The organism is Aureimonas sp. ME7, assembly GCF_903970965.1.
In the GTDB taxonomy this organism is placed as follows: Bacteria; Pseudomonadota; Alphaproteobacteria; order Rhizobiales; family Rhizobiaceae; genus Aureimonas.
Genome location: NZ_CAJCKW010000004.1, coordinates 146,651 through 166,023, shown reverse-complemented (window position 1 = coordinate 166,023; position 19,373 = coordinate 146,651). Strand labels below are relative to the sequence as shown.

General features: G+C 66.3%; 18 protein-coding genes. 11 read left to right on the top strand and 7 right to left on the bottom strand.

The genetic code is table 11. The annotated features are described in order from the left end of the window. The 4 genes from H7A85_RS09545 to rsmA all read left to right on the top strand — a co-directional run bounded on the left by H7A85_RS09545 (nucleotide 1) and on the right by rsmA (nucleotide 5,367). Nucleotides 1-2,448 (top strand): LPS-assembly protein LptD, encoded by a 2,448-nt coding sequence (locus H7A85_RS09545; RefSeq protein WP_182085697.1) that lies wholly within the window; start codon nucleotides 1-3, stop codon nucleotides 2,446-2,448. Between the two features lie 101 nt (nucleotides 2,449-2,549). After that, nucleotides 2,550-3,491: a peptidylprolyl isomerase gene (locus tag H7A85_RS09540; RefSeq protein ID WP_182085696.1), complete on the top strand. Its 942-nt coding sequence runs from the start codon at nucleotides 2,550-2,552 to the stop codon at nucleotides 3,489-3,491. 2 nt (nucleotides 3,492-3,493) lie between these two features. Next, entirely contained in the window at nucleotides 3,494-4,540 is a 1,047-nt protein-coding gene (gene pdxA / locus H7A85_RS09535) for a 4-hydroxythreonine-4-phosphate dehydrogenase PdxA (protein WP_182085695.1), read from the top strand. Beyond that, nucleotides 4,540-5,367, top strand: coding sequence for a 16S rRNA (adenine(1518)-N(6)/adenine(1519)-N(6))-dimethyltransferase RsmA (rsmA, locus tag H7A85_RS09530; RefSeq protein WP_182085694.1), 828 nt, complete (start codon nucleotides 4,540-4,542; stop codon nucleotides 5,365-5,367). The genes pdxA and rsmA overlap by 1 nt, the downstream gene beginning before the upstream one ends. Here rsmA and gmk read toward each other — a convergent pair. From gmk to fabD, 7 genes are all read right to left on the bottom strand, one after another. Beyond that, nucleotides 5,364-6,053, bottom strand: a complete 690-nt coding sequence (gene gmk, locus H7A85_RS09525) for a guanylate kinase (protein WP_182085693.1) — start codon at nucleotides 6,051-6,053, stop codon at nucleotides 5,364-5,366. The genes rsmA and gmk overlap by 4 nt on opposite strands. Beyond that, a complete protein-coding gene (locus tag H7A85_RS09520) occupies nucleotides 6,050-6,940 on the bottom strand; it encodes a YicC/YloC family endoribonuclease (RefSeq protein WP_182085692.1) in 891 nt (296 codons plus the stop codon). Before H7A85_RS09520 ends, gmk begins: the two co-directional genes overlap by 4 nt. 34 nt (nucleotides 6,941-6,974) lie before the next feature. Further along, nucleotides 6,975-8,099, bottom strand: coding sequence for an endolytic transglycosylase MltG (gene mltG / locus H7A85_RS09515; RefSeq protein ID WP_244631092.1), 1,125 nt, complete (start codon nucleotides 8,097-8,099; stop codon nucleotides 6,975-6,977). Nucleotides 8,100-8,251: 152 nt separating this feature from the next. After that, entirely contained in the window at nucleotides 8,252-9,517 is a 1,266-nt protein-coding gene (gene fabF / locus H7A85_RS09510) for a beta-ketoacyl-ACP synthase II (RefSeq protein WP_182085691.1), read from the bottom strand. Nucleotides 9,518-9,558: 41 nt separating this feature from the next. Further along, complete coding sequence (locus tag H7A85_RS09505; RefSeq protein ID WP_009209380.1) at nucleotides 9,559-9,795, bottom strand: acyl carrier protein; 237 nt, start codon at nucleotides 9,793-9,795, stop codon at nucleotides 9,559-9,561. 178 nt (nucleotides 9,796-9,973) lie between these two features. Continuing rightward, nucleotides 9,974-10,711, bottom strand: coding sequence for a 3-oxoacyl-[acyl-carrier-protein] reductase (fabG, locus tag H7A85_RS09500; RefSeq protein ID WP_182085690.1), 738 nt, complete (start codon nucleotides 10,709-10,711; stop codon nucleotides 9,974-9,976). A 39-nt stretch (nucleotides 10,712-10,750) separates the two neighbouring features. Continuing rightward, the gene (gene fabD, locus H7A85_RS09495) at nucleotides 10,751-11,692 is read right to left on the bottom strand and encodes an ACP S-malonyltransferase (protein WP_182085689.1); all 942 of its coding nucleotides are present in this window, start codon (nucleotides 11,690-11,692) and stop codon (nucleotides 10,751-10,753) included. A gap of 279 nt (nucleotides 11,693-11,971) precedes the next feature. Here fabD and H7A85_RS09490 point away from each other — a divergent pair, with 279 nt between their 5' ends. The 7 genes from H7A85_RS09490 to H7A85_RS09460 all read left to right on the top strand — a co-directional run bounded on the left by H7A85_RS09490 (nucleotide 11,972) and on the right by H7A85_RS09460 (nucleotide 19,371). Continuing rightward, on the top strand, nucleotides 11,972-13,675 hold the full coding sequence (locus tag H7A85_RS09490; protein WP_182085688.1) for an EAL domain-containing protein: 1,704 nt from the start codon (nucleotides 11,972-11,974) through the stop codon (nucleotides 13,673-13,675). Nucleotides 13,676-13,941: 266 nt separating this feature from the next. Next, nucleotides 13,942-14,388 (top strand): 30S ribosomal protein S6, encoded by a 447-nt coding sequence (gene rpsF / locus H7A85_RS09485; RefSeq protein WP_182085687.1) that lies wholly within the window; start codon nucleotides 13,942-13,944, stop codon nucleotides 14,386-14,388. Then, nucleotides 14,389-14,637, top strand: a complete 249-nt coding sequence (rpsR, locus tag H7A85_RS09480) for a 30S ribosomal protein S18 (protein WP_062011642.1) — start codon at nucleotides 14,389-14,391, stop codon at nucleotides 14,635-14,637. Nucleotides 14,638-14,771: 134 nt separating this feature from the next. Then, complete coding sequence (locus H7A85_RS09475) at nucleotides 14,772-15,713, top strand: hypothetical protein (RefSeq protein ID WP_182085686.1); 942 nt, start codon at nucleotides 14,772-14,774, stop codon at nucleotides 15,711-15,713. Nucleotides 15,714-15,740: 27 nt separating this feature from the next. Next, complete coding sequence (gene rplI / locus H7A85_RS09470) at nucleotides 15,741-16,325, top strand: 50S ribosomal protein L9 (RefSeq protein WP_182085685.1); 585 nt, start codon at nucleotides 15,741-15,743, stop codon at nucleotides 16,323-16,325. Nucleotides 16,326-16,485: 160 nt separating this feature from the next. Further along, a complete protein-coding gene (locus H7A85_RS09465; RefSeq protein ID WP_182085684.1) occupies nucleotides 16,486-17,766 on the top strand; it encodes a cyclopropane-fatty-acyl-phospholipid synthase family protein in 1,281 nt (426 codons plus the stop codon). A 120-nt stretch (nucleotides 17,767-17,886) separates the two neighbouring features. After that, nucleotides 17,887-19,371: a replicative DNA helicase gene (locus tag H7A85_RS09460; protein WP_182085683.1), complete on the top strand. Its 1,485-nt coding sequence runs from the start codon at nucleotides 17,887-17,889 to the stop codon at nucleotides 19,369-19,371. Nucleotides 19,372-19,373: the final 2 nt, after the last annotated feature.

The following is a 19,373-nucleotide window of genomic DNA, read 5'->3' as shown; positions in this document are numbered from 1 at the left end:
ATGACAGCGAGGGGGAACTCGCGCCGTGCCGGGACCGGGGGTTGGTCGTCGGCCAAGGGCGCTCTCTTGGCCGGCGTGGCTCTGACCGCGCTCGGCCTCTCGACGCCCGTCTTCGCGCAGGCCGCGCTCGGCGAACTCGGCGCTTCGGTATCCGTACCCGAAGGCACCCAGCTCTTCCTGGAAGCCGACACGGTCACCTACGACAGCGACAAACAGGTCGTCACCGCCGCTGGCGGCGTCCAGATCGACTACGGTGCCTACAAGCTCGTCGCCCGCAATATCGTCTACGACCAAGCTAGCCGGAGGCTTGTGGCGTCGGGCGACGTGGAACTGGTCGAGCCGACCGGCAACCGCATCTATGCCGACTCGATCGACGTCACCGACGACTTCGCCAACGGCTTCGTCCAAGCGCTTCGTATCGAAACGCCCGACAACACGCGCTTCGCCGCCGGACAGGCCGTGCGCCGCGATGGCGCGGTGACGACGTTCGAACGCGGCGTCTATACCGCCTGCGAAGCCTGCGAGAAGCATCCCGATCGCCCCCCGCTCTGGCAGGTCAAGGCGCGGCGCATCGTTTGGGACCAGAACGACAAGGTCATCCGCTACTACGGTGCCCGGTTCGAACTGTTCGGCAAGCCGCTCGCCTACCTGCCCTACTTCGCCTCGCCCGACCCGACGGTGAAGCGGCAGAGCGGATTGCTGGCGCCTTCGTTCAAGTCGTCGAGCAAGACCGGCTTCGGCGTGCGCATCCCCTACTACTTCGCGATCGACGAAAGCTCGGACGCGACGGTTGCCGGCACCTACTTTTCCAAGCAGGGCTTCCTCGCCGAGGCCGAATACCGCAAGGCGTTCGAGAACGGCTACATCACGCTGCAGACCGCCGGCATCTCGCAATCCAACCCCGACCGGTTCAACGATTTCCGCTCCGACAACGTGACGGCGTTCGAAGATCCGGTCGACGACGGTCGCGGGATGATCGGCACCACCGGCCGCTTCGCGCTGAACGAGCGCTGGACCTTCGGCTGGGACGTCCTCGCCCAGACCGATTCGAACTTTTCGAACGTCTACGAGATCGAGAATTTCTCGAACATCTACCGCACGTCCGAGATCTACCTGACCGGTCTCGGCGACCAGAGCTTCTTCGATCTGCGCGCCCAGAAGTTCGACGTGCAGACCGAGAATACGTTGACGGACCGCGTCCAGCCCTATGTCTGGCCGACGCTGGACTACCAGCGCATCGAGGAGAATCCGGTTCTCGGCGGACAGCTGGAATACAACGTCAACGTCGCCAATCTCAGCCGCAACGCCTCGAGCCCCGGCTTCCTGCTCCTGTGCCAGAGCGAATACACGATCTCGGGCGTCTGCGACCAAAGCTCGGGCTTCCCGTTCCGCACCGACTATTTCCGCCGCAACGCGCTGGAGGGCGATTATTCGCGCGCCAGCTTCGATGCGCGCTGGCGCCGGACCTATACGACCGACGCCGGTCTCCAGTTGACCCCGTCCCTTTCGGCGCGCGGCGACCTCTACCGCGCCGACATGAGCGCGACGGGCTATCCGGACGGCACCGCCTACGGCCTCGGCGGCGTCGAGGTGGACGAAGCGGGCGGGCGCGCCATGGCGACGGCCGGGCTGGAAGCGCGCTACCCCTATCTGATCGAGACGGCCAATACCTCCCACGTGATCACGCCGATCGCACAAGTTCTCGTTCGGCCGAACGAGATGGACGCCGGCCGACTGCCGAACGAGGACGCGCAGAGCCTCGTGTTCAACGCGTTCAACCTCTTCGAGGAAGACAAGTTCTCCGGCTACGACCGGATCGAGGGCGGGACGCGAGCCAATGTCGGCGTCCAGTACTCGGGCGTCTTCGGCGCCGGATACTCCCTCGATGCTGTGGTCGGCCAGTCCTATCATCTGGCCGGCGAGAACCCGTACTCGCAGCTCGACTACGCGCTCGTCGGCTTCGACTCCGGTCTGGAAACCGACCGTTCGGACTACGTATCCGCCGTCTCGCTCGCGACGCCCTACGGCATCAGCCTCGGGGCGCAAGGCCGGTTCGACGAGAAGACGCTGGACGTCAACCGCGCCGACGTGATGGCCGGCCTGACGATCGGCAAGTTGGATACGGCGGTCACGTATTCGCTGATCGGCGCCCAGCCGATCTACAGCTTCCCCGAGGATCGCAATCAGATCACGACATCGGCATCCTATAAGGTCACCGACGAAATCCGCACCTTCGGCTCCCTGTCCTACGACATCGAGAACGATGCGCTGATCAACCGGTCCTTCGGCATCGGTTATGCCGACGAATGCTTCAGCCTGATCGCCGAATACCAGAACACCAACGATCGGTACAACCTCAGCTCGTCGGAGACCAAGGTTCTCTTCAAGTTCGAGTTGCGCACGCTGGTGGATGCCGATTTCGGATATGGGCTTGGAAGCGGCGGCTGATTGGGGCTAAAAGACCATCGTTTCGCCAAAGCTCGCCGCTAGGAAGCGGAATTGACAGGTTCGTTCGGGCACCTCGCCCCGACCGGGAGTTTCGAGAGGCCATGATCGCACGTTCCTTCGCCGCCCGTCTGGCTGTCTGTTCCTTCCTCGCGATTCCGGCGGCGACCGTGACGACCGCCGCTCTTTCCACGGCGGCCTCGGCCGCCTCCGAAGTGAAGGTCGTCGTCAACAAGCAGCCGATCACCTCCTACCAGATCCAGCAGCGCGCCGCCTTCCTCAAGCTCCGCCGCATGGCCGGCGGCAACGAGGCGGCGACGGACGAGCTGATCGACGAGATGCTGAAGCGGCAGGAGATCGCCCGTCGCCGCATCGCCATCCCGGACGCGGCGGTGGACGAGGCCTTCGGGAACTTCGCCAAAAGCAACAAGCTGACGGTCGCTCAGCTGTCCCAGGTTCTCGGCCAGGCCGGCTTCTCGGAAAAGGCCTTCAAGGATTATATCCGCGTCCAGATGGGCTGGGGCCAGGCCGTGGTCGCCAACGTTCGCCAGCGCGATCGCCTGTCCGAACAGGACGTGGTGCAGCGCATGCTGAGCCAGGGCGGCCAAAAGCCGAAGACCACGGAATACACGCTGCAGCAGGTCATCTTCGTCGTACCCAACGACAAGCGCGGCGCCCAGCTCGACCGCCGGATGGCGGAAGCCAACAGCCTGCGCCAGCGCTTCACCAGCTGCCCGGCCACTTACGAGACGGCCAAGGGCCTGCGCGACGTCACCGTCCGCGACCTCGGCCGCGTCGCCGAGCCAGAGCTTCCGCCGCGCTGGAAGAAGGACATCATGGAATCCTCCAGAGGCCGCGCGACCAAGCCGCAGGCGACCGAGCGCGGCGTCGAGCTGATCGGCATCTGCGACACGCGCACCGTGTCGGATGATCAGACGGCGGCGATGGTGTTCCAAGAAAAGGACCTGGAAGCCATGGGCAAGAAGGAGCCCGACAAGGACTTCCTTGCCGAATTGAAGAAGAAGGCGACGATCGTCCGGCGCTGACGGTGAGTTCCTCCCCCGAAGGCCCTCCGCTCGCCGTCACCGCGGGAGAACCGTCCGGCGTCGGCATCGACATCACGCTCGCAGCCTTCGCCAAACGCGAAAGCCTGGGGCTTCCGGAATTCTTCCTCCTCGCCGACCCCGAGATGGTGGCGCGTCGCGCAGAGCGCCTCGGTCTCGACATTGCGATCCGAACCATCGGCGCGCCGTCCGAAACGTCGTCCGATCGTGAAAGCCTCGCCGTTCTCCCGCTCGTCAATCCGCACGGCGAGGCTCCCGGGCGCCCCGACCCGGCCAACGCGGCGGGCACGATCGAGGCGATCGACCGGGCGACCCGGCTGGTGCTCGAAGGCGCGGCCAGCGCGCTCGTCACCAATCCGATCGACAAGAAGGCGCTCTACGACGCGGGCTTTCGCCACCCCGGCCATACCGAATATCTCGCCGAGCTTTGCACCGCACTGACGGGGCACCCGTCTCAGCCTGTGATGCTCCTGACAGGGCCGGAGCTTTCCTGCGTTCCCGTCACGATCCACATACCCCTCGTCGAGGTTCCGCGCGCGCTGACGCAGGAGCTGATCCTTTCCACCGCTCGCATCGTCGCGCGTGACCTTGCCGAGCGGTTCGGCCTCTCGCGGCCCCGCTTGGCCGTATCGGGTCTCAACCCGCATGCCGGCGAGAAGGGCGCGATCGGCCAAGAGGACGAGACGGTGATCCGCCCGGCGATCGAGATCCTGCGCACCGAAGGCTTCGACGTCTCCGGCCCACTGCCGGGCGACACGATGTTCCATCCGGAAGCGCGCAGCCGATACGACGTCGCCCTTTGCATGTACCACGATCAGGCGCTGATCCCGGCGAAGACACTGGCTTTCGACGAGACGGTCAACGTCACGCTCGGGCTCCCGATCATCCGCACCTCGCCCGACCACGGCACGGCGGCCGACCTCGCGGGGACCGGCGCCGCGCGGCCCAACAGCTTCATCGCCGCCCTTCGGCTGGCGGGGCGTATGGCCAGCATCGGCGCGGTCGGCGCCGACATCGCGCCCACCGTCTGATGGTCGCCTTCGACGGTCTGCCACCGCTCCGGCAGGTGCTGGAAGCGCACGGGCTCGACCCGCGCCGCGCGCTCGGCCAGAACTTCCTCCTAGACCTGAACCTGACGGGCCGCATCGCGCGTCAGGCATTGCCGCTCGAAGGGCAGACGGTGATCGAGGTCGGTCCCGGCCCCGGCGGCCTGACCCGGGCGCTCCTGGCGCACGGAGCCGCTCGCGTCGTCGCCATCGAGAAGGACGCGCGCTGCCTGCCGGCGCTTGCCGAGATCGCCAAGCACTATCCCGGTCGCCTCCAGGTGATCGAGGGCGACGCGCTGCGGATCGATCCGTCCTCGCTCTGCGACGGCCCGTTCAAGATCGTCGCCAACCTGCCCTACAATGTCGGCACGCAGCTTCTCCTGAACTGGATCACCGTTCCCGAATGGCCGCCGCGCTGGACGGATCTGACGTTGATGTTCCAGAAGGAGGTCGCCGAGCGCATCGTGGCCGGTGCCGACGACGACCATTACGGGCGCCTCGGCGTCCTGTGCGGCTGGCGGACGGAGGCGGAAATCCTCTTCGATGTGTCGCGCGAGGCCTTCACCCCGCCGCCGAAAGTCACCTCCGCGATTGTGCAGCTGCGCCCGCGCGAGGATCCCCTGCCCGTCGATCTCGCAAAGCTCGAAGCGGTGACGGCGGCCGCCTTCGGCCAGCGCCGCAAGATGCTGCGCCAAAGCCTCAAGCCGTTGGGCGGCGAAGCCTTGCTGGAGCGGGTCGGTATCGACGCCAGGCGCCGGGCAGAAACGCTGGATGTCGCGGAATTCGTGGCGCTCGCCAACGCCCTCGCTTAAGCGCTGCCCAACTGGTCGAGATCCTTCGACGCTTGTTCCAGAAGGCTCGACGTGAAGTCGAACAGACCGGGGCGGCGATCGCGGCGAAGGCGCTCGGCGTTGACGATGGAGAGAACCGCCGAGAAGGCGTTGTTCAGATCGTCGTTGACCACCACGTATTCGTAGTCCCGCCAGCGCTCGATCTCGACCTTGGCATTGCGCAGGCGCATGGCGATCGTGGCGTCCGAATCCTCAGCACGCCGGAGGAGGCGCGACTTCAGCTCCTGCATGGACGGCGGCAGGATGAAGATCGACACGATGTCGGCCTTGGCCTGCTCCTGCAGTTGTAGGGCGCCCTGCCAGTCGATGTCGAAGAGCATGTCGCGCCCTTCGCGCATCGCCTTTTCGGCGGCCGCGCGCGGCGTGCCGTAGAGGTTGCCGTGAACCTCGGCCCATTCCAGAAGCGCATCCCCGTCGCGCAGGCGGAAGAACTCGTCCCGCGAGATGAAGTGATAATGCACGCCGTCGATCTCGCTCGGCCGCCGAGTGCGCGTCGTCACGCTGACGGAGAGCGAGAAGCGCTGGTCGAGCTCCAGAAGGTTGCGGGCGATCGTCGACTTGCCGGCGCCCGATGGCGAGGAGATCACCAGCATCAAGCCGCGACGGGCGATCTGAACTTGCGAGTCGGTGTCGGACAGCGGCTTCATTCGAGATTTTGTACCTGTTCGCGAAACTGATCTACGACGACCTTGAGCTCCAGCCCGATCGCCGTCAGCGAAGCCGCATTGGACTTCGAGCAGAGCGTATTCGATTCGCGGTTAAATTCCTGCGCCAGAAAGTCCAGCCGTCGCCCGATCGGCCCGCCGCCGGTCAGGAGATCGCGCGCTGCCGCGACATGGGCATGCAGCCGATCGAGTTCCTCGCGGATATCGGCGCGCGTGGCGATCAACGCCGCTTCTGCGTGGAGCCGAGCGGGGTCGAGCGATGGAGACGCTTGGAGAAGGTCGGCCACCTGCCGCGCCATGCGCTCGCGGATTACACCGAGACTCCCGTTGGGATCCGCTTCCGCGCGCATCGTCAGCGCTTCGATCTCGTCGATCCGCTGCCGGAGGATCGCTTCGAGCTGCGCCCCTTCCGTTCGGCGGGAATCGACCAGTCCGTCGAGCGCCACATCAAGAAGCGCGAGCGCGTCGCGGCTTCGCGCGGCAAGCGCCTCCGTCGTCGGCGGCGTTTCGACGACGTCGATCACGCCGCGCAGCGCCAGCAGTCCATCGGCGGATGGAGGCGTCGCGTGTCCGCCGCGAACGAGCTCGTCAGACAAGCGCAGCACCGCATCGAGCATCTCGCGATTGATGGTGAACGGGGGTGCCGCAGCTTCGCCCCGGCGGGCGCTCAGCGAAACCTGGACGTTGCCGCGCGACAGGCGGCCGGCGACCATGCGCCGAACATCGGCCTCGAGGCCTTCCAGGCCCTGGGGCAGCCGCAGCCGCACCTCCAGCCCCTTGCCGTTCACCGAGCGCAGTTCCCAGGCGAGCGTCTCCTCGCCCGTCACGCCGTCGGCACGAGCGAAGCCCGTCATGCTGGTCACGGGCATTCGCTCGTCCTTTCCGCGTCGCAGCGTGCTTCGTTCAAGGAGTGGGCGTCGCAGCGGGGTCGGCCGGCGTCTGTGCGCGCGCGGCGGCCGCGTCCCGCTCGATCTGTCGGTAGCGGCGCACATTGGCGTTGTGCTCGTTCAGCGTCGCGGCGAAGGCATGGCCTCCGGTGCCGTCGGCGACGAAGTAGAGATCCCGCGTGTCGAGCGGATGGGCCACCGCCTCCAGCGAGGCGCGCCCCGGATTGGCGATCGGTCCCGGCGGCAGGCCGCGGATCACATAGGTGTTGTAGGGTGTTTCGCCGGCGATATGGGACTGGCGGATCGGCTCGTTCGCCGGTTTCCCCGCCCCGCCCCAGATGCCATAGATGATGGTCGGATCGGACTGAAGGCGCATTCCGTCGCGAAGCCGGTTGACGAAGACCGAGGCGACGTGGGGCCGTTCGGAGGCGATGCCGGTTTCCTTCTCGACGATGGACGCGAGCGTGACGAACTCGCCGATATCGCGCACCGGCAATCCGTCCTGCCGCCCATCCCAGATTTCCTGCACCAGCTTCGACTGCGCGTCCTTCATCTGATCGACCATCTGCGCGCGGGTCATGCCGCGCGTGAAACGGTAGGTCTCAGGCAGGAGCGACCCTTCGGCAACCATTGCCGGCATATCCCCTTCCAGCACCTGGTCGCCGGCGAGACGTGCGTAGATCTGCTGGACCGTCCACCCCTCGGGGATGGTGACGGCATGAAGGATGGAATTACCGCTGCGCAGCGTGTCCAACACGTCGCGCATGCTGGCGCCGGGGGCGAAGGCATATTCGCCAGCCTTCAGGTCCGGGCCACCTTTGTTGAGCCGGACGCCATATTCGAACACGCGCGCATTGCTGACGATGCCGGCCCGCTCCAGCCCGTCCGCGATGTTGGCGACGCCCGCGCCGCGTTGAACGAGATAGGTGGCGTCGGCTTCCAGCGGACCGCGACCGTCGAACTGCTGCTGCCCCCAGTAGAGAAGGAACCCGGCACCGATCACCGCGATCAGCGCCAGCGAGAACATCCAGCTCAGGAAGATGACGAGGCCGTTGCGCGCGTGGCGCGAACGCCGCTTGGGTTTCTTGCGGCGCCCGTCACCCGCGTCGGGCGCCGTCTCGAACCGTTCGTCGGGACCGATCGTCACGCGGGCGTCTCCTGTGTTCTTCGGCCGGACGCCGCCTCGCATGGCGACATCGACGGCATGCCTTATCGAGCTCGCGGCGGGAACGAGGGTCACCGCCCCATCGCGAACCCAGCAACCATCATCCGAATGTGGCGAAAGACCGAAGCCTACGCCGCAAAGCGGCGCAGAACGAGCGAGGCGTTGGTGCCGCCGAAGCCGAACGAGTTCGACAGCGCGATATCGATCGGCTTCTCGCGCTTGACGAGAGGCACGAGGTCGATCGGCGTTTCCACCGAGGGGTCGTTGAGGTTGAGCGTCGGCGGGGCGACGTTGTCGCGAATGGCCAGCGCCGAGAAGATCGCCTCGACCGAACCGGCGGCACCCAGCAGATGCCCAATCGCCGACTTGGTGGACGACATGCTGATCGTCGAAGCGGCACTGCCCAGAACCCGCTCGATCGCGCGAAGCTCGATCTCGTCGCCGAGCGGCGTCGAAGTTCCATGGGCGTTGATGTAATCGATCTGGTCGGGCGTGATGCCGGCGCGCTTGAGAGCGGCGCTCATGCAGCGATAAGCGCCGTCGCCGTCCTCGGCCGGAGCGGTGATGTGGTAGGCGTCGCCCGACAGGCCGTAGCCGACGAGCTCGGCATAGATCCGCGCGCCGCGCTTCTGCGCGTGTTCGAGTTCCTCGAGCACGACGATGCCCGCGCCCTCGCCCATCACGAACCCGTCGCGGCCCTTGTCGTAAGGGCGCGATCCGGCGGTCGGATCGTCGTTGTAGCTCGTGGACAAGGCGCGGCAGGCGGCAAAGCCGGCCATCGAGATGCGGCAGACCGGCGATTCGGCGCCGCCCGCGACCATCACCTCGGCGTCGCCCAGCATGATCAGGCGCGCGGCGTCGCCGATCGCGTGGGCGCCGGTGGAACAGGCGGTGACGACCGAATGGTTCGGCCCCTTCAACCCGTTGCGGATCGACACGTGGCCGGAGGCCAGATTGATCAGACTGCCGGGAATGAAGAACGGGCTGATGCGGCGGGGCCCCTTCTCCGCCAGGATCAGGGAGTTGCGCTCGATGCCCTGAAGGCCTCCGATCCCCGAGCCGATCAGAACGCCGGAGGCGATCTGATCGTCGTAGGTCTCGGGATGCCAGTCGGCATCGTCGAGCGCTTCGGCCGCGGCAGCCACGGCGTAGACGATGAAATCGTCCACCTTGCGCTGCTCCTTCGGCTCCATCCAAAGGTCGGGATTGAACGTGCCGTCCGTGCCGTCTCCACGCGGGATCTGGCAGGCGATTTGGCAAGGCAGGTCGGCAACCTCGAAGTTCTCGATCCGGGCGGCCGCGCTGCGGCCCTCCAGAAGACGCTTCCAGGTTGCGTCGACACCGGCCCCGAGGGGGCTGACCATGCCGACGCCCGTAATGACGACTCGTCTCATTCCGAACTCTTCATACAAAGGCGGGCGCGCCCGCCAGCGCGTCAGGCCTGGTTCTTCTCGATGAACTTCACCGCGTCACCCACGGTGAGGATCGTCTCGGCGGCATCGTCCGGGATCTCGACGCCGAACTCTTCCTCGAAAGCCATGACGAGCTCGACCGTGTCGAGGCTGTCCGCGCCCAGGTCGTCGATGAACGAAGCGTTGTCCGTCACCTTCTCCTGCTCGACGCCCAGGTGTTCGACGACGATCTTCTTCACCCGTTCAGCGGTATCGCTCATGGTCATTCCTCTGTTGCGATGGCTTTCGCCGTTTCGTTAGACGCCGGTGCCGCGTTAATCAAGCATTACCCGGTCGTCGTTGTTCCCCTCCGGCTTTTGCTGCAGCGCAAAGGCCAACGGATTTCGGCGAAGCCCGGCCCTTAGCATGCCGTTCATGCCCGGGCCAAGCTCAAGAGCTTCAGATCATCGCCATGCCGCCGTTGACGTGCAGCGTCTGGCCGGTGACGTAGGACGCCTCCTCCGAGGCGAGATAAAGCGCGGCGGACGCGATCTCGGCGGCCTGACCCATGCGCTTCATCGGAATCGCGCCCATGATCGCCTCGGTCTGCTTCTCGTTCAGCTTGCCCGTCATCGCGCTCTGGATGAAGCCCGGCGCGATGCAGTTGACGGTCACGTTGCGCGAGGCGATCTCCTGCGCCAGCGACTTGGAGAAGCCGATCATCCCGGCCTTGGCGGCGCAATAGTTCGTCTGCCCCGGGTTGCCGGTCACGCCGACGATCGAGGTGATGTTGACGATGCGCCCGTAGCGGCGGCGCATCATCTGGTGCGTCAGGCCGCGCGTCAGGCGGAACACGGCGGTCAGGTCGACCTCGATCACGCGGTCCCAGTCGTCGTCCGACATGCGCACGAACAGGCCGTCCTTGGTAATCCCCGCGTTGTTGACGAGGATGTCGACGCCGTCGAGACCGGCCTCGGCGGCCTCGGCCAGCGACTTTTGCCCATCCCGGCTGCCGAGATCGGCCGGGAACACATGGGCCCGCTCGCCGAGCTCGCCGGCCAGTTCGTCGAGCTTCTCGCGCCGCGTGCCGTGCAGGCCGACGGTCGCGCCCGCGCCGTAGAGGGTGCGGGCGATCGCCTCGCCGATTCCGCCGCTGGCGCCGGTAACGAGGGCCTTTCGGCCGGTCAGATCGAACATCTCACGGATTCCTTATATCGATCGGTCTTCGTAGCGATCTCAGCCAAGCCGCGCCAGCGCCGGTTCGATATCGGCCGGCTTTCCAATGCTGAGTGCCGAAAGGCGCGAATCGATGCGCTTGGCAAGGCCGGCCAGCACCTTGCCGCTGCCCACCTCGAACAGGAGATCGACCTCCGCGTCCGCGAGATACGCCATGCTTTCGCGCCAGCGGACCTGCCCGGTCACCTGCTCCACCAGCCGAGAGCGGATTTCCTCCGGGTCCGAAACGGCGGAAGCGAGGACGTTGGCGACGAGCGGCACCTGCGGTGCGGCAAGATCGGCCGAAGCCAGAGCCTCACGCATGCGCTCGGCCGCCGGCTGCATCAACGCGCTGTGGAACGGCGCAGAGACCGAAAGCGGAATGGCTCGCTTGGCGCCGGCCTCGGTAGCGGCCGCCATCGCGCGCTCGACCGCCGCCTTCGATCCGGAGATCACGATCTGTCCGCCGCCGTTGTCGTTGGCGATCTGGCAGACGCCGCCTTGGCCGGCTTCGGCGCAGATCGCCTGAAGCCGATCGGCGTCGAGACCGAGGATCGCCGCCATCGCCCCTTCCCCGAGCGGCACGGCCGCCTGCATCGCCTCGCCGCGAATGCGCAGGAGCCGCGCAGCATCCGAGATCGATAGCGAACCGGCGGCCGCGAGCGCCGAATATTCACCGAGCGAGTGGCCGGCGACGAAGGCTGCGGAGGATCCGAGATCGAAGCCCCTCGCCTCCATCGCGCGCAGGGCGGCAAGCGAAACCGTCATCAGCGCCGGCTGCGCGTTGGCGGTCAGCGTCAGCTGGTCCTCCGGCCCGTTCCACATGACGTCGGTCAGCTTTTCGCCCAGCGCGTCGTCGACCTCCTCGAAGACGCGGCGGCTTTCAACGAATTCGTCGGCAAGCTCGCGTCCCATGCCGACGGACTGGCTGCCTTGTCCGGGAAAAATGACTGCAAGCGTCATCGCTGGCTCCTTCCGACTTCCGTTGCGTGGGGGTCTTGGGGAGATGACCCCGACCTGTCAAGGCGCGCGGGCCGGAGGTTTTCAACCGGAGTTCGTAGGCTCGACGCGAATCCGCACCGCAGCATTAAGGATCAGGCAACCCCCGAAGGCTTACGTTGCGTCATTCCTTGAACGGCCCCGACTTTCGGAGGAAAGCGGGCGCTCGTCCCGGTCCAGGACCGGTCAAACGATTTCAACCGAACATCGAAGCGAAACAAGGTCGGGGAGCACCATCGAGTGATGAACCGTATGGAACGCGCTGCCGCGAACCTGTCTGGAGAAGCCGAGCATCCGATCGGCGGCCGCGACGCGCTCGCCATTCTGGACGACGTTCCGACGGGCATCGTCCTGGTAAAGCGGAACGGCACGACCCGATACATGAACAAGGCCGCCGGCCGGCTCTTCGAAGGCTGCGACGAGGCGGCCAGCTTCGCCGACTGCGTGCGGACCACCAGCGGCCTCGACCTCGATGCGCTGCTCGCACAGGGCGGTCAGGTCGAGGCGGTGATTCCCGGTCCTTATCTCGACCGGCACGTCATGTTGTCTGTCGCGACGGACGCGAGCTTCGGGGACCTGACGGTCGTCAGCGTCACCGACATCACGCCTTTGAAGCAGGCCAACGCGCGGATCGAGTTTCTTGCGCACCATGACCCGCTGACGGGTTTGGGGAACCGCACGCTCCTGAATTCCACATGGGAAGGAGTGGAGGCCGGGCTCGCCGACGGGTCGATGGAGGTCCATGCCCTCGCGCTCGACCTCGATCACTTCAAGCAGGTGAACGACCTGCATGGCCATGCCATCGGCGACGTGCTCCTGCGCGAGGTCGCCGAGCGCCTTCGCGCCGCGATCGGCGCGAGCGCGGACATCTTCCGCTTCGGCGGCGACGAATTCTTCGCGCTCGTTCCCGGCGTCGACCGGGCGGAGGCCGTTCGCGTCGCTGAGCGCGTGGTGAAGCTTCTCCAGGCACCCTTCGAAGTGCAGGGAATGGAACTTCGGATCGGATGCTCGATCGGCGTGGCGTCCGGGCCGGCGGACGGGCTGGCGCGCGATCAGCTCCATCGCTGCGCGGACCTCGCGCTTTACGAGGTGAAGCGCTCCGGGCGGGGAAGCGTCGCCTGCTTCGAACCGCTCCAGGAGCAGCATCTCCTGGAACGTCGGCTCCTGCAGACCGACCTTATCCTGGCGATCGCCAACGGCGGCTTCGACCTCGTGTTCCAGCCCCAGATCGACGCCGACACGCAGGCGCTGCACGGCGCCGAAACGCTGCTGCGCTGGCACAACGCGCGCCTCGGCCGGCTGATCATGCCGGACGAGGTCATCGCCATCGCCGAACAGCTCGGCTTGATGCATCTCGTCGATCTCTGGGTGATCCGCAACGCGATTCCAGGCTATGCCCGCCTGGCAAGGGCGGGATGGGACTGTCCGGTTCTGTCGATCAACTTGCGCACCGTCTCGCTGCAGACGCACGAGATACCCGTCGCGCTCCGGCGCGTTCTGGCGGAAACGCGTCTCGATCCCGGTCGGATCGAGATCGAGATCACGGAACAGGCCGCTTTGTCGGGGAGCGACGAACTCGAAAGCGCCATTCGGCAGCTACGCGAGATCGGGGTTCGGATCGTCATCGATTCGTTCGGCGCCGGGCGCGCGAACTTCGCGTTCGTCCGTTCGCTCGGCGTCGAACGCATCAAGGTCGACCGCGCCTTGACGAAGCGCGTGATGGCCGGCTCCGAGGCGCCGGGCGTCATGAGCGCCATCCGCGCCCTGTGCCACGAACTCGGCATCGAGATGACGGCGGAAGGCGTGGAAACGGCCGAACAGTGGCAGACGCTGCGCGGGTTCGGGCCGTTGCGCGGTCAGGGTAACTTCCTCGGCCACCCCGACAGCGAAGACGAGATCGCCCGTCGCCTGCGCGATGGGACGGAGGCGGATCGCCGCCGGCACTGAGGTGCATGCGCCGGCTTGCCATCGCATGCCGTTTCGGCTATGGCCTGCCCCGTCAATGCCCGACCGTCAGCCGGGGGCTGAACGGAGGACGGCTTGGTTTCCAGGCCGATGGAGGGCATTTCCAGGCTCTTCGACCTCCCGTGTTCCCGCTCTCGACCGTCTCACTTGCAGCGCCTTTCCCCTTCGGCCTTTTAGGCCATCCAGGAGAGTCGCAGAGGCTTAGCCGCTGGCGCCGGGCATGCGAAACCGAAGGAAAGGCAAACGCCATGGCTCTCTACGAGCACGTTTTCCTTGCCCGACAGGACATCAGCGGCCAGCAGGTCGAGGCGCTCGTGGAACAGTACCGCGGCGTGATCGAGGCCAATGGCGGCAAGGTCGGCAAGGTCGAGAATTGGGGTCTGAAGACCCTCACCTACCGGATCAAGAAGAACCGGAAGGCGTACTACACGCTCCTCAACATCGACGCCCCCTCGGCGGCGGTCGAGGAGATGGAGCGCCAGATGCGCTTCAACGAGGACATCCTCCGCTACCTGACGATCCGCGTCGAGGAGCACGACGAGGGCCAGTCCGCGATGATGCAGAAGCGCGACGACCGTCCGCGTCGCGGCGACCGCGACGGCGGCGACCGTCCGCCCCGTCGTGACCGCGACGATCGCCCGCGCGACGACCGTCCGCGCGAAGATCGCCCCCGTCGCAACGAGGAGGCCGCTTAAATGGTCGACATCGCCCAGCTTCCCACGCGTCGCCCGTTCCATCGTCGCCGCAAGTCCGACCCGTTCGCGAGCGGAGAGTCGCCGAAGATCGACTACAAGGACGTCCGTCTCCTGCAGCGCTACATTTCCGAGCGCGGCAAGATCGTTCCGTCCCGCATCACGGCGGTCTCCCAGAAGAACCAGCGCGCCCTCGCCCAGGCGATCAAGCGCGCCCGCTTCCTGGGCCTCCTGCCCTACGTCCTGAAGTAATCGAACGGCGGCGGGTTCCGGCCCGCCGCCTCCTACTTCCCGCTTAAGTTCGGCGCCGACGGGAGGAGACCACCAGCCGAGTTGGGGCATCCCGTCCCCTAACTGCCTCAAGGCAGGACAGCGAAACGAACCGCATGAACCTTGCATCCCTCCCGATCGGAATCGTCGCCGGCATGGCCGCGGCGCTCCTGTTTGCCGGACTGGTCACCCAGTCGCCGGGAGCGGTCGTTCTAGCGCTCGCCGCCCCCATCCCCATTCTGATCGCCAGCCTCGGCTGGGGCAGCCGCGCCGGCTTCATTGCAGCCGCCACCTCCGCCATCGCCATCGCCGCCTTCATGGGCACGGTTCTGGCCGGCCTCACCATGCTTCTCGGCTCCGCGCTTCCCGCCGCCCTGATCGGGCACATGGCCGGCCTTGCCCGCCCGGCGGAAGGCCGCATTGATGGCGGAGGCGCTGTGGCGCTGGACTGGTATCCCCTGCCGCGCCTGCTTTTGGCCATCGTGCTTCTGGCCGCCGCCTCCTGCGTCGCGCTCGGCACCATCATCGGATACGATCCGGCCGCGCTCGACGCAGCAGTCGCGGCCGCCGTCGCCGCGCAGGCCGACAGCTCGATCGCCGATCCGCAGCAGGTCGGGGAGTTCGTCCGGCTTGTCGTTGCCGCGATCCCCTTCGTGCAGCCGGCCTTCCAGGTGCTGACGCTGGTCGCCTGCCTCTACGTATCGGTGGCCGTCGTGCGCCTGAGCGGGCGTCTTCCGCGCCCCAAGGACGACATCCCCGCCCATGCCGGCCTGCCGAAGCTGGCGCTTCCGCTTTTCGCCGTGGCGCTGGCGCTCGCCTTCCTGCCCGGTCTTGTCGGTACGCTCGGCGCCGTCGTGACAGGCGCCTTCGCGATGGCCTTCACCCTCGTCGGCCTCGCCTTCATCCATCGGCGCACCCGTGGGCGCGCGGCCCGTGGTCTTCTCCTGTTCACGACCTACGCCGCGATCCTGCTTCTGTCCTTTCCGCTTTTCGCCTTCCTGGTTCTCGGCGTCTTCGACACGGCGCGAAACCGGACAGCGGACGAAACCCGAACCTGAAACTCCAACCCTCAAGGAAACAAACCCATGGAAGTCATCCTTCTCGAGCGCATCACCCGTCTCGGCGGCCTCGGCGACACCGTTCGCGTTCGCGACGGCTACGCCCGCAACTACCTCCTGCCGACCGGCCGCGCGCTTCGCGCCAACGAAGCGAACCGCGCCAAGTTCGAGGCCCAGAAGGCCCAGCTCGTCGCGCGCAACGAAGAGCGCCGCACGGAAGCTCAGGGTGTTGCCGACCAGCTCAACGGCCTGCGTCTCGTGATCGTGCGCTCGGCGGGCGAAACCGGCCAGCTCTACGGTTCGGTCTCGGCGCGCGACATCGCCGACATCTTGCGCGAGCAGGGTTTCCAGGTGAACCGCAACGCCGTCGAGCTCAACCTCCCGATCAAGGCGATCGGCATCCACAAGGTTAAGATCGCGCTCCACTCGGAAGTCGACGTCTCGATCGAGGTGAACATCGCCCGTTCGCAGGATGAGGCCGAGCGCCAGGCGCGCGGCGAGAAGCTCACCTCGGCCGACGCTATCTACGGCATCGACGAGGAAGAGGAAGTCGCCGACGACCAGGACGTCTTCGAGGAAGGCGTCGGCGAAGAAGAAGCCGAACAGGCCTGACCCGAGCTGGCGGACACGTTTTGTCCGCAAGCCTTACGAATATTGTGGGAAAGGAGCCCGTGAGCGATCACGGGCTCCTTTCTTTTTCGTGAACGCATGCCAATCTTTTCCCATCGCCGCCGGAACGAGCGGCCTCGTCTGCGTTGGGGAAGCGTTTCGCATGTATCCTCTGCTCGCATTCTATCTTCGCCGCCTGTTCCAGCACGGCGAACTCCAGCTGGAAACGGCGGACGGCCGTATCCACCGCTTCGGCGACGGTTCGGGACAGCGGGTCGCCCTGCGCCTCAGATCCCGCAAGGCCGAGCTCATCATCGCGCACAACCCGGCGCTGGCACTCGGCGAATGCTACATGAACGGCGAGCTCGACATGGTCGAAGGTACGATCATGGATCTCGTGCGCCTCGCCTGCGAGAACGCCGGAAAGGACGCGACGCGCGAGCCCTGGATGCGCGCGCTGGAGCGCGGCCGTCTCTTGTTCCGGCGCACCGCGCAGAACAACGTGCCCAAACGCTCGCGCCGCAACGTCCAGCACCACTACGACCTGTCGCGCGAGCTCTACGCGCTCTTCCTCGACCCAGACCTGCAATATTCCTGCGCCTATTTCGAGCGGCCCGATCAGACGCTTTCGGAGGCCCAGCTCGCCAAGAAGCGGCACATCGCCGCCAAGCTGAACATCCAGCGGCCGGGCCTGCGCATTCTCGACATCGGCAGCGGCTGGGGCGGCATGGGCCTGTATCTCGCCGACGTCGCGGGGGCGGACGTCACCGGCATCACGCTTTCGGACGAGCAACTCGCGCTGTCGCGCGAGCGCGCGCACGCCGCCGGCCGCGACGACCGCGTGCATTTCCGCCTGCAGGACTATCGCCATATCCACGAGCGGTTCGACCGGATCGTCTCGGTCGGCATGTTCGAGCATGTCGGGCGCGATTTCTACGACACGTTCTTCGCGCAGGCCGAGCACCTCTTGGAGGACGACGGCGTCATGCTCCTCCACACGATCGGCCGCTCCACCGCGCCCGCCAACACCAACGCCTTCATCGAGAAGCATATCTTCCCCGGCGGCTACACGCCCGCCCTGTCCGAAATTCTTCCCGCGATCGAGAAGGCAGGGCTGATCGTCACAGATGTCGAGGTCCTGCGCCTCCATTACGCCGAAACCTGCCGCGCCTGGCGCGAAGCCTTCATGGCGCGGCGGCAGGAGGCTCGCTCGACCTATGACGAGCGCTTCTGCAGGATGTGGGAGTTCTATCTCGCCATCGCGGAAGCCGGCTTCCGCTGGCAGGGGCTCGTCGTCTTCCAGATCCAGCTCACGCGCCGGGTCGAAGCCCTGCCCATCACGCGGGACTACATCGCGGAGGGCGAGAACCGGTTTCGCGCGCGCGAGGCGCCCTCGCCACGCGTCCTTCATCGGCCGCAGGAGCCGATGCCGGCGGTCCACTAGAACGGCTTAGCGGACGTTCGATTTTCCCGCCGTAACGCCTCTTTGAGGCTCGCATCGGTGGCCCTTGCGCACGATCTCGGGTATGAGGAATCTTTACCCAAGTCCGAGGAGACCCGCGCGATGGCGGAAGCCGCACGCAAGTTCGAGGAGGAGTCCCCCCTCTATCGCGAGGCCCCGGCCAATATCGAAGCCGAGCAGGCGCTCCTGGGCGCCATCCTCGTCAACAACGATGCCTACTACATCGTCCACGATTATCTGAAGCCGGAGCACTTCTTCGAGACGATCCACCGCGAGATCTTCGAGAAGGCCTCGACGATGATCCGCATGGGCAAGATCGCGACGCCCGTGACGCTGAAGACGTTTCTGGCCGCCAACGACCGCGTGGGCGAGATGACGATGGCGCAGTACCTTGCCCGCCTTGCGGCCGAGGCGACGACCATCATCAACACCAACGACTACGGCCGCGCGATCTACGACATGGCGCTACGCCGCTCGCTGATCCGCATCGGCGAGGACATGGTGAACTCGGCCTTCGAAGCGCCGGTGGACGCCGAGCCGAAGCAGCAGATCGAGGAGGCTGAAAAGGCGCTGTTCTCGCTCGCCGAGACCGGGCGCTACGACGGCGGCTTCCAGTCCTTCGAGGACGCGATGGCCACGGCCATCGAGATGGCGGGCGCGGCGAAGGACCGCGACGGCGGCTTGTCGGGCATCTCCACCGGCATTCGCGAGATGGACAAGCGCCTCGGCGGCCTCCAGCATTCGGATCTCATCATCCTCGCCGGCCGCCCCGCCATGGGCAAGACGTCGCTTGCCACCAACATCGCCTTCAACATCGCCTCGGCCTACGAGCCCGCCGAGCAGGCGGACGGCTCGTTCAAGGCGGCGAACGGCGGCGTCGTCGGCTTCTTCTCGCTGGAAATGTCGGCCGAGCAGCTGGCGACGCGTATCATCTCCGAGCAGTCGGAAGTGTCCTCGTCGAAGATCCGTCGCGGCTCCATCACGGACGCCGAATATTCCAAGCTCGTCGCCTGCACCGAGATGATGCAGAAGGCGCCGCTCTTCATCGACCAGACGGGCGGCATCTCGATCGCCCAGCTCGCCGCCCGCGCCCGCCGCCTCAAGCGCCAGCGCGGGCTCGACGTGATGGTGATCGACTACGTCCAGCTGATGCAGGGCTCGTCCAAGTCGTCCGGCAACCGCGTCCAGGAAATCACCGAGATCACCACCGGCCTCAAGGCGCTCGCCAAGGAACTGCACGTCCCGATCATCGCCTTGTCGCAGCTGTCGCGTCAGGTCGAGAACCGCGACGACAAGCGCCCGCAGCTTTCCGATCTTCGCGAATCCGGCTCGATCGAGCAGGACGCCGACGTCGTGCTCTTCGTGTACCGCGAGGAATACTACCTGCAGAGCAAGGAGCCGAAGCCCGGCACCGACGACCATCTGAAATGGCAGCAGGGCATGAACGAGGCGCGCGGCAAGGCCGAGGTCATCATCGCCAAGCAGCGCCACGGCCCGACGGGCTCGGTCCCCCTCGCCTTCCAGGCCGAGTTCACGCGCTTCACGGATCTCGCCGAAGACAGTCACCTGCCCGAGCGCTACGAGTAGGC

Excerpts from the sequence above, each read along its gene's own strand:
- H7A85_RS09490 (WP_182085688.1), top strand. The coding sequence starts at position 11,972 with ATGAACCGTATGGAACGCGCTGCCGCGAACCTGTCTGGAGAAGCCGAG.
- rpsF (WP_182085687.1), top strand. The coding sequence starts at position 13,942 with ATGGCTCTCTACGAGCACGTTTTCCTTGCCCGACAGGACATCAGCGGC.
- fabF (WP_182085691.1), bottom strand. The coding sequence starts at position 9,517 with ATGAGACGAGTCGTCATTACGGGCGTCGGCATGGTCAGCCCCCTCGGG.
- H7A85_RS09475 (WP_182085686.1), top strand. The coding sequence starts at position 14,772 with ATGAACCTTGCATCCCTCCCGATCGGAATCGTCGCCGGCATGGCCGCG.
- fabG (WP_182085690.1), bottom strand. The coding sequence starts at position 10,711 with ATGTTCGATCTGACCGGCCGAAAGGCCCTCGTTACCGGCGCCAGCGGC.
- gmk (WP_182085693.1), bottom strand. The coding sequence starts at position 6,053 with ATGAAGCCGCTGTCCGACACCGACTCGCAAGTTCAGATCGCCCGTCGC.
- H7A85_RS09520 (WP_182085692.1), bottom strand. The coding sequence starts at position 6,940 with ATGCCCGTGACCAGCATGACGGGCTTCGCTCGTGCCGACGGCGTGACG.
- H7A85_RS09465 (WP_182085684.1), top strand. The coding sequence starts at position 16,486 with ATGTATCCTCTGCTCGCATTCTATCTTCGCCGCCTGTTCCAGCACGGC.
- fabD (WP_182085689.1), bottom strand. The coding sequence starts at position 11,692 with ATGACGCTTGCAGTCATTTTTCCCGGACAAGGCAGCCAGTCCGTCGGC.
- H7A85_RS09540 (WP_182085696.1), top strand. The coding sequence starts at position 2,550 with ATGATCGCACGTTCCTTCGCCGCCCGTCTGGCTGTCTGTTCCTTCCTC.
- H7A85_RS09505 (WP_009209380.1), bottom strand. The coding sequence starts at position 9,795 with ATGAGCGATACCGCTGAACGGGTGAAGAAGATCGTCGTCGAACACCTG.
- rsmA (WP_182085694.1), top strand. The coding sequence starts at position 4,540 with ATGGTCGCCTTCGACGGTCTGCCACCGCTCCGGCAGGTGCTGGAAGCG.
- rplI (WP_182085685.1), top strand. The coding sequence starts at position 15,741 with ATGGAAGTCATCCTTCTCGAGCGCATCACCCGTCTCGGCGGCCTCGGC.
- H7A85_RS09460 (WP_182085683.1), top strand. The coding sequence starts at position 17,887 with ATGGCGGAAGCCGCACGCAAGTTCGAGGAGGAGTCCCCCCTCTATCGC.
- H7A85_RS09545 (WP_182085697.1), top strand. The coding sequence starts at position 1 with ATGACAGCGAGGGGGAACTCGCGCCGTGCCGGGACCGGGGGTTGGTCG.
- rpsR (WP_062011642.1), top strand. The coding sequence starts at position 14,389 with ATGGTCGACATCGCCCAGCTTCCCACGCGTCGCCCGTTCCATCGTCGC.